Origin of the sequence: Streptomyces daghestanicus (assembly GCF_020521275.1) — a bacterium.
Classification (GTDB): Bacteria; Actinomycetota; Actinomycetes; order Streptomycetales; family Streptomycetaceae; genus Streptomyces; species Streptomyces griseoviridis.
Genome location: NZ_BNDX01000016.1, coordinates 1,067,701 through 1,079,660, shown reverse-complemented (window position 1 = coordinate 1,079,660; position 11,960 = coordinate 1,067,701). Strand labels below are relative to the sequence as shown.

The 11,960-nt window shown below is 72.2% G+C and carries 15 protein-coding genes; 12 read left to right on the top strand and 3 right to left on the bottom strand.

Features of this window, described 5'->3' with window-relative positions:
• The first annotated feature begins 21 nt into the window (after nucleotides 1-21).
• The 4 genes from lipB (at nucleotide 22) to Sdagh_RS31500 (ending at nucleotide 3,103) form a co-directional block, all read left to right on the top strand.
• Entirely contained in the window at nucleotides 22-822 is an 801-nt protein-coding gene (lipB, locus tag Sdagh_RS31515) for a lipoyl(octanoyl) transferase LipB (RefSeq protein WP_189413400.1), read from the top strand.
• Between the two features lie 72 nt (nucleotides 823-894).
• Nucleotides 895-1,860: a lipoyl synthase gene (gene lipA / locus Sdagh_RS31510; RefSeq protein ID WP_189413398.1), complete on the top strand. Its 966-nt coding sequence runs from the start codon at nucleotides 895-897 to the stop codon at nucleotides 1,858-1,860.
• A 244-nt stretch (nucleotides 1,861-2,104) separates the two neighbouring features.
• Entirely contained in the window at nucleotides 2,105-2,317 is a 213-nt protein-coding gene (locus Sdagh_RS31505) for an SCO2195 family GlnR-regulated protein (protein ID WP_189413396.1), read from the top strand.
• Between the two features lie 81 nt (nucleotides 2,318-2,398).
• A complete protein-coding gene (locus Sdagh_RS31500) occupies nucleotides 2,399-3,103 on the top strand; it encodes a DUF4191 domain-containing protein (RefSeq protein ID WP_189413394.1) in 705 nt (234 codons plus the stop codon).
• A gap of 75 nt (nucleotides 3,104-3,178) precedes the next feature.
• On the opposite strand, the gene Sdagh_RS31495 is transcribed toward Sdagh_RS31500, so the two are convergent.
• Nucleotides 3,179-3,646 (bottom strand): RDD family protein, encoded by a 468-nt coding sequence (locus tag Sdagh_RS31495; RefSeq protein ID WP_190077383.1) that lies wholly within the window; start codon nucleotides 3,644-3,646, stop codon nucleotides 3,179-3,181.
• Nucleotides 3,647-3,854: 208 nt separating this feature from the next.
• Here Sdagh_RS31495 and glnA point away from each other — a divergent pair, with 208 nt between their 5' ends.
• The 4 genes from glnA to pspAB all read left to right on the top strand — a co-directional run bounded on the left by glnA (nucleotide 3,855) and on the right by pspAB (nucleotide 7,285).
• Nucleotides 3,855-5,264 (top strand): type I glutamate--ammonia ligase, encoded by a 1,410-nt coding sequence (gene glnA / locus Sdagh_RS31490; RefSeq protein WP_189413390.1) that lies wholly within the window; start codon nucleotides 3,855-3,857, stop codon nucleotides 5,262-5,264.
• A gap of 138 nt (nucleotides 5,265-5,402) precedes the next feature.
• Entirely contained in the window at nucleotides 5,403-5,660 is a 258-nt protein-coding gene (locus Sdagh_RS31485) for an SCO2583/SCO2584 N-terminal domain-containing protein (protein ID WP_190077384.1), read from the top strand.
• A gap of 120 nt (nucleotides 5,661-5,780) precedes the next feature.
• Nucleotides 5,781-6,695, top strand: a complete 915-nt coding sequence (gene htpX, locus Sdagh_RS31480; protein WP_190077385.1) for a zinc metalloprotease HtpX — start codon at nucleotides 5,781-5,783, stop codon at nucleotides 6,693-6,695.
• A gap of 2 nt (nucleotides 6,696-6,697) precedes the next feature.
• The gene (gene pspAB / locus Sdagh_RS31475; RefSeq protein WP_189413383.1) at nucleotides 6,698-7,285 is read left to right on the top strand and encodes a PspA-associated protein PspAB; all 588 of its coding nucleotides are present in this window, start codon (nucleotides 6,698-6,700) and stop codon (nucleotides 7,283-7,285) included.
• Nucleotides 7,286-7,465: 180 nt separating this feature from the next.
• On the opposite strand, the gene Sdagh_RS31470 is transcribed toward pspAB, so the two are convergent.
• Nucleotides 7,466-7,798, bottom strand: coding sequence for a hypothetical protein (locus tag Sdagh_RS31470; protein WP_190008097.1), 333 nt, complete (start codon nucleotides 7,796-7,798; stop codon nucleotides 7,466-7,468).
• Nucleotides 7,799-7,980: 182 nt separating this feature from the next.
• Here Sdagh_RS31470 and Sdagh_RS31465 point away from each other — a divergent pair, with 182 nt between their 5' ends.
• Nucleotides 7,981-8,340: an arsenate reductase family protein gene (locus Sdagh_RS31465; protein ID WP_189413378.1), complete on the top strand. Its 360-nt coding sequence runs from the start codon at nucleotides 7,981-7,983 to the stop codon at nucleotides 8,338-8,340.
• Nucleotides 8,341-8,378: 38 nt separating this feature from the next.
• Here Sdagh_RS31465 and Sdagh_RS31460 read toward each other — a convergent pair whose 3' ends face one another.
• Nucleotides 8,379-9,242 (bottom strand): alpha/beta fold hydrolase, encoded by an 864-nt coding sequence (locus Sdagh_RS31460; protein ID WP_189413376.1) that lies wholly within the window; start codon nucleotides 9,240-9,242, stop codon nucleotides 8,379-8,381.
• A 68-nt stretch (nucleotides 9,243-9,310) separates the two neighbouring features.
• On the opposite strand from Sdagh_RS31460, the gene Sdagh_RS31455 reads away from it, so the two are divergent.
• The 3 genes from Sdagh_RS31455 to Sdagh_RS31445 all read left to right on the top strand — a co-directional run bounded on the left by Sdagh_RS31455 (nucleotide 9,311) and on the right by Sdagh_RS31445 (nucleotide 11,949).
• On the top strand, nucleotides 9,311-9,766 hold the full coding sequence (locus Sdagh_RS31455; protein WP_189413374.1) for a MarR family winged helix-turn-helix transcriptional regulator: 456 nt from the start codon (nucleotides 9,311-9,313) through the stop codon (nucleotides 9,764-9,766).
• A gap of 198 nt (nucleotides 9,767-9,964) precedes the next feature.
• Entirely contained in the window at nucleotides 9,965-10,996 is a 1,032-nt protein-coding gene (gene glnII, locus Sdagh_RS31450) for a glutamine synthetase (RefSeq protein ID WP_189413372.1), read from the top strand.
• A 401-nt stretch (nucleotides 10,997-11,397) separates the two neighbouring features.
• Nucleotides 11,398-11,949 (top strand): winged helix-turn-helix domain-containing protein, encoded by a 552-nt coding sequence (locus Sdagh_RS31445; RefSeq protein ID WP_189413370.1) that lies wholly within the window; start codon nucleotides 11,398-11,400, stop codon nucleotides 11,947-11,949.
• The last annotated feature ends 11 nt before the right edge of the window (nucleotides 11,950-11,960 follow it).

Below are 11,960 nucleotides of genomic sequence, written 5' to 3'. Positions count from 1 at the left end.
ACGTCCAGGGAGGCGCTTGCCGTGAGTGAGTTGCGGTTCGTCCGTATGGGTTTCGGAGCGGACGCGGTCGAGTACCAGGAGGCGTGGGACGAGCAGCGCCGGGTGCACGCGGCGCGGTTCGCCGACGAGATCCCGGACACCGTGCTGCTCCTGGAACACCCGCCGGTGTACACGGCCGGCCGCCGCACCGCGGACAGCGAGCGCCCGCTGGACGGCACCCCCGTCATCGACGTGGACCGCGGCGGCAAGATCACCTGGCACGGCCCCGGCCAGCTCGTCGGCTACCCGATCCAGAAGCTCCCGCGCCCGGTGGACGTGGTCGCGCACGTCCGGCGGCTGGAGGAGGCCCTGATCCGCACGTGTGCCGAGTTCGGCCTGGAGACCACCCGGATCGAGGGCCGCAGCGGGGTCTGGGTGCTCGGCGACCCGGTGGAACGGCGCCCGGCGCCCGGCGGGCTCTCCCTGGACTTCGACCCCCGGCTGGCCGACGAGGAGTTCGACCCCCGGCTCAACGGCCCGGAGTACGCGCCCTCCAACGCCGGGCAGCGCCGCGAGGACCGGAAGATCGCGGCGATCGGCATCCGGGTCGCCAAGGGCGTCACCATGCACGGCTTCGCGCTCAACGTCGACCCGGACAACAAGTGGTTCGACCGGATCATCCCGTGCGGCATCCGCGACGCGGGCGTCGCCTCCCTCGCGAACGAGCTGGGCCGGGACATCGGCATCGACGAGGTGCTGCCGGTCGTCGAACGGCACCTGAGGGACGTACTGGAGAACGCGGAGCCGAGGCCGCGGGTGATCGAGAAGACACCGGCCGCCTGAGACTCGGCACGGGCTTTCGAAAACACGGGCGTACCCTGAAGACGCCGAAGAATCAACGCTAGGGAGCCGGTCGTGTCCGCAGTCGCACCCGACGGACGCAAGATGCTGCGCCTGGAGGTCCGCAACAGCCAGACCCCCATCGAGCGCAAGCCCGAGTGGATCAAGACCCGGGCGAAAATGGGCCCCGAGTACACCAAGATGCAGAACCTGGTGAAGGGCGAGGGCCTGCACACCGTCTGCCAGGAAGCCGGCTGCCCCAACATCTACGAGTGCTGGGAGGACCGCGAGGCGACCTTCCTCATCGGCGGCGACCAGTGCACCCGGCGCTGCGACTTCTGCCAGATCGACACCGGCAGGCCCGAGGCGCTCGACCGCGACGAGCCGCGCCGTGTGGGCGAGTCCGTGGTCACCATGGACCTGAACTACGCCACCATCACCGGCGTCGCCCGTGACGACCTGGCGGACGGCGGCGCCTGGCTGTACGCCGAGACCGTGCGCCAGATCCACCAGCAGACCGCCGGGCGCGCGGAGGGCCGCACCAAGGTCGAGCTGCTCGCCCCCGACTTCAACGCGGTCCCGGAGCAGCTCGCCGAGGTCTTCGCCTCCCGCCCCGAGGTCTTCGCGCACAACGTGGAGACGGTCCCGCGCATCTTCAAGCGCATCCGCCCCGGCTTCCGCTACGAGCGCTCCCTGAAGGTCATCACCGAGGCCCGCGACTACGGCCTGGTGACCAAGTCCAACCTGATCCTCGGCATGGGCGAGACCCGCGAGGAGGTCAGCGAGGCGCTGCGCCAGCTGCACGAGGCGGGCTGCGAGCTGGTGACCATCACGCAGTACCTGCGGCCGTCCGTGCGCCACCACCCGGTCGAGCGCTGGGTCAAGCCGCACGAGTTCGTGGAGCTGAAGGAGGAGGCCGAGCAGATCGGCTTCTCCGGTGTCATGTCCGGCCCGCTGGTCCGGTCCTCGTACCGGGCGGGGCGGCTCTACCGGATGGCGGTCGAGAAGCGCGGCGCGTTCGTCGCCGCCCAGGCTGTGTGAATTCGCGCACAAGAACCTACTCACCGGTAACGCCCGGTACGCCGCGGTCCCGACCGTCCTCGCAGTTGAGGGCACCGGTCGGGGCCGCGTCGGCGTTCCGGGCCCCGGCCCCGGGGCTTCACGGGCGTTTGACCGGCGGGTCACGCCCTGGTAACACCGATGAGTGACGCTGGACTCACGCCACGTACAGCCTTGCCCAACGCCGTTCCGGCCGTTCCGGCCGCCTCCGAGGGGGGACCTCCTGATGCAGGCCGCGCCCGTTCGCGCCACCGCCGTCCCGTCGTTCACGACCGCGCTGCGCGCCGTCGAGTCGCTGCTGATGAGCGGCGGCCAGCGCACCGCCCGGCGCAACGCCTGGAACTCCGTCCTGGAGGACCGCCGCCGCGCCAAGGACCGCGTCGAGGCCGAGCGCGTCCTCGGCCAGAGCGCGGGCCGGACCGTCTCCGTCCGCCGCTGACCCCGCCGCGCGGGCTCCCGGCGAGGCTCCCCGCGGGCACTGCCTTCGTGGGCGCTCCCCGGGCCACGTAGACTGCGCTCCATGGCGAGGAAGGACAACGCGGCGGACGCCGCGAACCCCGGGCGACTGAAGCAGATCGCCCTGACCTACAAGATGACCCGCAAGGCCGACAAGAAGATCGGTCTTGTACTCGCGGCTGTCGGAATCATCGTCTTCGGTGTCTTCCTCGCGATCGGTTTCCTGATCGGTCACCCCATCTATCTCGGCATCCTGGGCCTGCTGCTCGCCTTCCTCGCGACGGCGATCGTGTTCGGGCGCCGGGCCGAGCGGGCGGCCTTCGGGCAGATGGAGGGCCAGCCGGGCGCCGCCGCGGCCGTGCTCGACAACGTCGGCCGGGGGTGGACGACCACTCCGGCGGTGGCGATGAACCGCAGCCAGGACGTGGTGCACCGCGCGGTCGGCAAGGCCGGCATCGTGCTGGTCGCGGAGGGCAACCCGAACCGGGTGAAGAGCCTGCTCGCGGCCGAGAAGCGGAAGATGAACCGGATCGTCGCCGACGTCCCCGTGCACGACCTGATCGTGGGCGACGGCGAGGGCCAGGTGCCGCTGAAGAAGCTGCGCACGACCATGCTGAAGCTGCCGCGCGTGCTCACCGGCCCGCAGGTCACCGCGACCAACGACCGGCTGCGCGCCCTGGGCGACCTGATGAGCAACATGCCGCTGCCGAAGGGCCCGATGCCCAAGGGCATGCGGATGCCGAAGGGCGGGGGCCAGCGCCCGCGGTAGAGCGGTCCCGTGCGCGGATGAGTGGGGGCGCCCGGGATCATCCCGGGCGCCCCCAGTCATCCGCGCGTCCGCTCCTCAGACCCGGACCTCGACCGTGCGGGCCAGCCGGTCGTGCAGGCCGCGGCCGTCCCGGTCCCAGATCAGCGCGGGGATCGCCACGCACAGCAGCACCGAGCGGAACAGGACGCGCAGCGGGTTGACCCGGCCGGTGCCCACCTCGACGACGCGCAGCCCGAAGATCCGCTTGCCGGGGGTGAAGCCGAGGGTGCCGACGGTCAGGACGCTGAGGGCGAAGAAGATCAGCAGCGCCCAGTTGGAGGTCGCCTGGCCATAGCCGTCGGTGATCAGACCGTATGCGATCAGCAGGCACAGGGCCCAGTCCACGACGAGGGCGCCGAGCCGCCGTCCGGGACCGGCGATCGAGCCCGGCCCCTCCTCCGGCAGGCCGAGGTCCTTGCCCCGGTAGCCGAAGTCGGCCCCCGCCTCCTCCATGGCCGCGCGGGGCCCGGACAGCCACGATCCGATTGCTTGCCTCTTGTCCACGCCTCCACGGTACTGCGCCGGTTTCCGGCCGGTGTCGGCCGGGGTGCGCCGGGACTACGGTGGAAGGAGGCCGGTTAACTTCTGTGAAACAAATGGGTCACGCCCGAGAAATCACCCGTCCCTAGGGTCGGGGACAGCGTGTGCCACCCGCACTGGCGCGCGATCGATCTACCACCCCGGCGGGACGGTCGGGAGTAGGAGGAGCTGGATGTTCCAGAACGCCGACGAGGCCAAGAAGTTCATCGCGGACGAGGACGTCAAGTTCATCGATGTCCGCTTCTGCGACCTGCCGGGTGTGATGCAGCACTTCACGATCCCGGCGTCGGCCTTCGACCCGGCCGAGGAGCTGGCCTTCGACGGCTCCTCGATCCGCGGCTTCCAGGCCATCCACGAGTCGGACATGGCGCTCCGTGCCGACCTGTCCACCGCGCGCGTCGACCCGTTCCGCCGCGACAAGACGGTCAACATCAACTTCTTCATCCACGACCCGATCACGGGCGAGCAGTACTCCCGCGACCCGCGGAACGTGGCGAAGAAGGCCGAGGCGTACCTCGCCTCCACCGGAATCGCGGACACCGCGTTCTTCGGCCCCGAGGCCGAGTTCTACGTCTTCGACTCCGTCCGCTTCGCCACCAGCGCGAACGAGTCCTTCTACCACATCGACTCCGAAGCCGGCGCCTGGAACACCGGTGCGGTCGAGGACAACCGGGGTTACAAGGTCCGCTACAAGGGCGGCTACTTCCCGGTCCCGCCGGTCGACCACTTCGCCGACCTGCGCGCCGAGATCTCCCTGGAGCTGGAGCGCTCCGGCCTCCAGATCGAGCGCCAGCACCACGAGGTCGGCACCGCCGGCCAGGCGGAGATCAACTACAAGTTCAACACGCTGCTCGCCGCCGCCGACGACCTCCAGCTCTTCAAGTACATCGTGAAGAACGTGGCCTGGAAGAACGGCAAGACGGCGACCTTCATGCCGAAGCCGATCTTCGGCGACAACGGCTCGGGCATGCACGTCCACCAGTCGCTGTGGGCGGGCGGCGAGCCGCTCTTCTACGACGAGCAGGGCTACGCCGGCCTGTCGGACATGGCCCGCTACTACATCGGCGGCATCCTCAAGCACGCCCCGTCGCTGCTGGCCTTCACCAACCCGACGGTGAACTCCTACCACCGCCTGGTCCCGGGCTTCGAGGCGCCGATCAACCTGGTGTACTCGCAGCGCAACCGCTCCGCCGCGATGCGCATCCCGATCACCGGCTCCAACCCGAAGGCCAAGCGCGTCGAGTTCCGCGCGCCCGACTCCTCCGGCAACCCCTACCTGGCCTTCTCCGCGCTGCTGCTCGCGGGCCTGGACGGCATCAAGAACAAGATCGAGCCGGCCGAGCCGATCGACAAGGACCTCTACGAGCTGGCTCCCGAGGAGCACGCGAGCGTGGCCCAGGTCCCGACCTCGCTGGGTGCCGTCCTGGACCGCCTGGAGGCCGACCACGAGTTCCTCCTCCAGGGCGACGTCTTCACGCCCGACCTGATCGAGACGTGGATCGACTTCAAGCGCACCAACGAGATCGCCCCGCTCCAGCTGCGTCCGCACCCGCACGAGTTCGAGCTGTACTTCGACGTGTGACCGGACCCGCTCCGGGCCTCGGCGACCCCCGCTCCTTCCGTTCCGGGAGCGGGGGTCGCTGTTGTGTACACGGAAAGTCGGGTTTCCTGGTTTACTGGCGCGGTTGTTCGAAGGACCCTGGGGGGAGAGGCGTCGGAGATGACCGGTCAGGACGACCAGGAGCGCGAGTTCGATCTTCGCTGGGCGGACGAGGCGGCACACAAGGAGCCGTCGGCGCGGGCCCGGATGCTCGCCGCGCGGTGGAAGGAGAATCCGCCCGGACCGGTGCCGTTCCGGGCCGGTCCGGAACCGGTGTGCGGACGCCGGTCCTCGTGGGTGTCGACGGCCGTGGTGCTGGGGTGTGTCGCCGCGGTGATCCTCTTGCTCGGGTACATCGACTTCCGAGCGCCCTACTGATCGGCTTTGCCGTTCCCGGGACTGCTTTTGCCGGTTCCTGGGCTGATCACGACCTGTTCGCGGGGTGGTCCGGGTGCACACTGGACAGCGGGGCGAGTGCCTGACTGCGGGGTGATGCAGATGCCCAGCCGCTTCCGGAGCGACCGGCGGTTGACCGTGCGCATGGGACTCACGCTGTTCCTGCTCGGACTGCTGTACGTGGCCTTCGTGGCCGCGCTGATCGCGCTGCTGCGCTCCTGGGTGCTGGTCGTGGTGATCGCGGCGCTGGCGCTCGGGGCGCAGTACTGGTTCTCCGACCGGATCGCGCTGTTCGCGATGCGCGGGCGGGTGGTGGAACCGGCGGAGTATCCCGCGCTGCACGGGGTCGTCGACCGGCTGAGTGCGCTCGGCGGCCTGCCGAAGCCGGTGGTCGCCGTGTCCGAGCTGGACATGCCGAACGCGTTCGCGACCGGGCGGACCCCCGACCACGCGGTGGTCTGTGTGACCTCCGGGCTGCTGCGGCGGCTGGAGCCGGCCGAGCTGGAGGGTGTGCTCGCGCACGAGCTGTCGCACGTGGCGCACAAGGACGTCGCGGTGATGACGGTCGCCTCGTTCCTCGGGGTGATCACCGGGCTGATCGTGCGGTTCGCCTTCTACTCGCAGCTGTTCGGCGGGCGGCGGGACCAGAACACGGCGGTGGTGCTGGCCGGGGTGATGGGGGTCTCCGCGGCGGTGTACGCGCTCAGCTTCCTGCTGATCCGGGCGCTGTCCCGGTACCGGGAGCTGGCGGCGGACCGGGCGGCGGCGCTGCTCACCGGGCGCCCCTCGGTGCTGGCGTCGGCGCTGACCAAGGTCTCCGGGGACATCGCCCGCATCCCCACCAGGGATCTGCGCACCGCGCAGGCGTTCAACGCCTTCTACTTCACCCCGGCGCTCGGCTCGGACCCCGGGCTGTCCAGGTTCTTCTCCACCCACCCCCGTCTTGAGGAGCGGCTGGAGCAACTGGGCCGGATCTCCGCCGAGCTGGGTGAGCCGACGGCTCCGGGAGGGGCCTGACCATGGGACTGCTGGACATCCTGCTCGGCCGTACGAAACCGGTCGCGCCCGATCTGGACCGGCTCTTCGCACTGCCGTCGGCGGCGGTCGCGCTGGAGGCCGCCACCGGGTTCGCGCCGACCGGGCAGGGGGCCGTGTGCTTCGCCACCGTGGAGGGCGCGGCCTTCGAGCAGACCCACCGCGAGGTGCGGGCGCTGCTGGACGCGGACACCGACCGCGAGGGCCCGCCGGTGGACCTGCGCCGCGACGAGTACGGCTACTCGTGGCTGGTCTCACGGCGCTCCCCCGAGCAGGTGCCGGAGCTGGTGAACGACCTGCACGCGGTGAACAGTTCGATGGAGGTCAACGGGTTCGGCCCGCAGCTGCTCTGCTCGCTGGCGGTGTTCCGGCAGCCGGAGGACGGGCGCTCGCTGGCGCTGGTCTACCTCTACAAGCGCGGCACGTTCTACCCGTTCGCGCCGCTGCCCGGCGCGGGGCAGCGGCGGGACAACCCGCTGGAGCTGCGGGTGCGGGCGGCGCTCGACGGGGACCTGCCGATGGAGCGGGACCTCGGCCGCTGGTTCCCGCTGTGGGGCGCGCCCGGCCTGTGACCGGGCGGGGGCCCGCTTCCCCCTCTTCCGCCGCCTTCCGCCGCCTTGCGTCGTCCTGCGCCGCTGCCGCCGCCCGCACCTCCCGGACGCCGTGACGTGCGGCCGGACGGCGGGACGCGGGCGTGCCGGGGCGCCGGGTGGCCGCCCCGAGGGGAGGACGCCCGGCGCACCGGCCCGGTGTCACCGGGAGTAGCGCATCAGCGCCCGCACCATGCGGCAGGTGGTGGCGGACGGCGGGTGGACCCCGATGGTGGCCGCGGTGCTCCGGATCGTCGCGTCGCGGGCCTGGTCGGGCAGGTAGACGCCGGAGTCCAGCAGGGCGATGGCGAGGCGCATCGCCTTGAGGCGGCGGTTGTGCGTGACGTACCAGTCGCGGGGGAGGCCCGCGGGCAGCGGGCGCTTCATCAGGGGCTCGTAGGGCAGGTCGAGCTGGACGGACCGCTTGGCGGTCGACTGGGTGGGCACGGGCCCACGGGCGGACGTCGAGGTCGGCTTCAGTGCGGCAGCGGGCACAGGCATCCTCCTGTCGCGGTGAGGGTCCCGCACGGCGGCCCGGCGCCTCCGGCGACACCCTCGAACACTGCTTCCATTCTACTGCCGACCACTGACAAAACCCCCTGGCCAGCAGGGCTTTCGGGGGCTCAGGGGCAGGTGGGGAGAACGGGTTCCCGGGGTCCCCGGGCTACCGTGTCGGCATGGAGATCTGGATCAATCCCGCCTGCTCGAAGTGCCGCAGCGCGATCAGCCTGCTCGACGCCGAGGGGGCCGAGTACACCGTCCGCCGCTACCTGGAGGACGTGCCGGCCCCGGACGAGATCCGTGCCGTCCTCGGCCGCCTCGGACTCGAACCGTGGGACATCACCCGCACCCAGGAGCCCGCCGCGAAGGAACTCGGCCTGAAGGACTGGCCCCGGAACGCCGGGGCCCGCGAGCGCTGGATCACGGCGCTCGCCGAGCACCCGAAGCTGATCCAGCGGCCGATCATCACGGCGGACGACGGGACGGCCGTCGTGGCCCGCACCGACGAGGCCGTCCGGGACGCGCTCTCCCGGTAGCGGGACCCGCAGGCCGGCAGCGGGACCCCGCGCCCCCTTCAGGCCAGGAACTCCGCGACGGTGCGGGCCAGTCCGGGCGGTGCCCCCTGGGGCAGCGCGTGGTGGGAGACGTCCGGGAGGACGGCCGTCGTGACGCGCGGCAGCAGCGCGCCGGCCCGGGCCGCCACCGCGGCCGGGTCATGGGTCCGGCTCCCGGCCGCCGTCAGCAGCAGGACCGGCACGTCCAGACCGCGCAGCGCCTCGGGAGCCGGGCGCGGGCCGGTCACCGGCCGGCCGGCGGGGAAGCCCGCGCCGGCCTCCTGGAGGGCGAGCCAGTCCGCGTCGAGCGGGGCGCCCCCGGTCTCCCACTCCAGGAAGGCCCGCACCCGGCGCGGCGTGGGCCGCAGCAGCATCGGCAGCGCGTGCAGCAGGTAGGACGCCCGGAGCCCGGCGAAGCACTGGGTGGGGTCGAGCAGGACCAGGCGGCGCACCCGGCCGGGAGCGGCGCGCAGGGCGTGGTGCAGCGCGATCCAGGCGCCGTAGGAGTGCCCGCACAGGTCGGCCGCCGGGACGCCCAGGCCGTCGTGGAGCGCGTCCAGCCAGGCCGCCAGGTCGGCGGCCGTGCGCGGCGGACGGCCGGCGCCGGGGGTGCTCCGGCCCGGGGCGCCGATCAGGTCGACGGCGTACACGCGGTGCGCGCGGGCGAGGTCGGGGACCTGCGCGTACCAGGACGCCGAGGTCGCTCCCCCGCCGCCCGGCAGCAGGAACAGCGCCGGGGCGCCGGCCGGACCGCACACGATCACATGCGTCGTCCCGAAGGGCGTGGGCACGGTCCGGGTCTCGTGGCCGGGCGGCCACTTGGCCAGCACCTTGTCGTACGCGGCGCGGAAGGCGTCGGGGTCGTACGGACGGGTCGTGCTCATGGTGGCGCCCCCTATTATCTCGTTGAGCGAGATACTCGTCGGGTGAGATGATACGGGAGGAGCGGATCATGTCCGGAACCGAGCGGGAGGCGGCCGGGATGGAGATCGTCCATCTGCTGCGCGCGGTGGCCGTCGAACTCGGCGCGCACAGCGCCCGGTTCGCCCGGGACAACGGCATGCACCCCACCGATGTGCGCGCGCTGATCGTGCTGATGGACGCGGCCCGCGCGGGCGAGGAGACCACCGCCGGGCGGCTCGGCGCCGCGCTCGGTCTCAACTCGGCGGGCACCACGGCGCTGGTCGACCGGCTGGAGCGGGCCGGGCACGTGCGCCGGGTGCGCGGCGCGGGCGACCGGCGCCGGGTCACCGTCGAGGTGGACGAGCGGGCGGTCGCCCTCGGCCGGGCCCACTTCGGCCCGCTGATCGGGCGGACGGTGGAGCTGCTGGCGGGTTGCGACGAGCGGGAGCTGGCCGCGATCAGGGGCTTCCTGAGCGGTGTGCGGGACGCGGCGGCCGGCGGCTGATCCGGTCCGGCGGCCGGGCGCCGGGGAGGGGCCGCGGGAAGGGCCGGCGCCACCTCCGGGTAACACGGGGTTCACATCCGGGCAATGGCCGGGAAATCGCCCGTTGACAAGCTGCGGGGCATCACCCGCGGCGCTCCGGCGCAGCAGCGTCGCAGCACCCGCGAGCGCGCCCAGACCCACCCCGAAGGATGTGTCCCCGTGACCTTCAAGGCCGAGTACATCTGGATCGACGGCACCGCGCCGACGGCCAAGCTCCGTTCGAAGACGAAGATCATCACGGGTGCCCCGGGCGGTCTCGACACGCTGCCGGTCTGGGGCTTCGACGGCTCCTCCACCAACCAGGCCGAGGGCCACTCCTCGGACTGCGTGCTCAAGCCGGTCTTCACCTGCCCGGACCCGATCCGCGGCGGCGACGACGTGCTGGTCCTGTGCGAGGTCCTGGACACGGACATGGCCCCGCACCCGTCCAACACCCGCGCCGCGCTGGCCGAGGTCGCCGAGCGGTACGCCGCGCAGGAGCCGGTCTTCGGCATCGAGCAGGAGTACACCTTCTTCCAGGACGGCCACCCGCTCGGCTTCCCCAAGGGCGGATTCCCGGCCCCGCAGGGCGGCTACTACTGCGGTGTCGGCGCCGACGAGATCTTCGGCCGGGACGTCGTCGAGGCGCACCTGGACAACTGCCTCAAAGCCGGTCTGGGCATCTCCGGCATCAACGCCGAGGTCATGCCCGGCCAGTGGGAGTTCCAGGTCGGCCCGCTCGCCCCGCTGGAGGTCTCCGACCAGCTGTGGGTGGCCCGCTGGCTGCTCTACCGCACCGCCGAGGACTTCGACGTCGCAGCGACCCTCGACCCCAAGCCGGTCAAGGGCGACTGGAACGGCGCGGGCGCGCACACCAACTTCTCCACCAAGGCGATGCGCGAGGGCTACGACGCGATCATCACCGCCGCCGAGTCGCTCGGCGAGGGCTCCAAGCCGCTGGACCACGTGAAGAACTACGGCGCCGGCATCGACGACCGCCTGACGGGCCTGCACGAGACCGCCCCGTGGAACGAGTACAGCTACGGCGTCTCGAACCGCGGTGCCTCGGTCCGCATCCCGTGGCAGGTCGAGAAGGACGGCAAGGGCTACATCGAGGACCGCCGCCCCAACGCCAACGTCGACCCGTACGTGGTGACCCGGCTGCTCGTCGACACCTGCTGCGCGGCGCTGGAGAAGGCCGGGCAGGTCTGATCCCCGCCCGCAGCACAGCCTTCCGAGGGGCGCCCGCCGTCACGGCGGGCGCCCCTCGGCGTCGGCCCGCGCGGATCGCGCGCCGCTCCCGCCTCCGCTCCGGGCCGTGTCCGAGCTGTGAGAGCACCCTGCTGTCCCGGCCCGGTGTCTGCTTCAATGGAGTCATGGCCAGCCTCCAGAAGCAGCACGCGCCGGGTCGCCGTGACCTGAAGCCCTTCTGGCCTTCCCGTCAGCACCACGACTTCGACCGGGTGTGTTGTCGCGCGACGACCGCGCGGGCCCTGTGAAGCCGTAACTCCGGCTCCGGCCGCCGCGCATGACGTACGTCCGCGATGCGCGCGGCCACCAGCTCGCGCCGTCGCCCTTTCCGACGAAACCCCGCGCGAAAGAGCTGACCTCCCATGGCGACCACCGTTCCCTCCCTGTCCCCCGCCCCCCGCGACTCCCGGCACCGGCTGCGGGCCGTCGACCGGGACGAGACCCTCGACGTCGCGGATCTGCTGCCGCCCGGCGCCACCTGGCTGCCCGCCCCGCCGCACACCCTGCCCGCCCTGCCGGGCCGGCCGCCGATGGTCGGCTACCTGGTGCTGGTGCCGGCCGGTGAGCAGCCGCCGTTCCGCGCCCCGGAGACCGCCCCGGCCCCGGGGGCGTCCGCCGGTGACGCGCTGGTGCGGATCGACACCGCGCGCCGCACCGCCTCCGTCGCCGGGCGCCCGCTGGACCTGACGTACCTGGAGTTCGAGCTGCTCGCCCATCTCGTCGCGCACCCGCACCGGGTGCACACCCGCGACCAGCTCGTCACCACGGTGTGGGGGTACGGGCACGTGGGCGACGGCCGTACCGTCGACGTCCATGTCGCCCGGCTGCGCCGCAAGCTCGGCGTCGAGCACCGCGGCGCCATCCAGACCGTCCGCCGCGTCGGCTACAAGTACACGCCGCCGGCCGCCGGCTGAGGGCGCCGGGG

What these genes read in the sequence shown, in the direction of transcription:
- Sdagh_RS31505 (WP_189413396.1), top strand. Translation starts at nt 2,105, where the DNA reads ATGCAGGCCGCGCCCGTTCGCGCCACCGCCGTCCCGTCGTTCACGACC.
- Sdagh_RS31500 (WP_189413394.1), top strand. Translation starts at nt 2,399, where the DNA reads ATGGCGAGGAAGGACAACGCGGCGGACGCCGCGAACCCCGGGCGACTG.
- glnA (WP_189413390.1), top strand. Translation starts at nt 3,855, where the DNA reads ATGTTCCAGAACGCCGACGAGGCCAAGAAGTTCATCGCGGACGAGGAC.
- Sdagh_RS31485 (WP_190077384.1), top strand. Translation starts at nt 5,403, where the DNA reads ATGACCGGTCAGGACGACCAGGAGCGCGAGTTCGATCTTCGCTGGGCG.
- htpX (WP_190077385.1), top strand. Translation starts at nt 5,781, where the DNA reads ATGCCCAGCCGCTTCCGGAGCGACCGGCGGTTGACCGTGCGCATGGGA.
- pspAB (WP_189413383.1), top strand. Translation starts at nt 6,698, where the DNA reads ATGGGACTGCTGGACATCCTGCTCGGCCGTACGAAACCGGTCGCGCCC.
- Sdagh_RS31465 (WP_189413378.1), top strand. Translation starts at nt 7,981, where the DNA reads ATGGAGATCTGGATCAATCCCGCCTGCTCGAAGTGCCGCAGCGCGATC.
- Sdagh_RS31460 (WP_189413376.1), bottom strand. Translation starts at nt 9,242, where the DNA reads ATGAGCACGACCCGTCCGTACGACCCCGACGCCTTCCGCGCCGCGTAC.
- Sdagh_RS31455 (WP_189413374.1), top strand. Translation starts at nt 9,311, where the DNA reads ATGTCCGGAACCGAGCGGGAGGCGGCCGGGATGGAGATCGTCCATCTG.
- Sdagh_RS31445 (WP_189413370.1), top strand. Translation starts at nt 11,398, where the DNA reads ATGGCGACCACCGTTCCCTCCCTGTCCCCCGCCCCCCGCGACTCCCGG.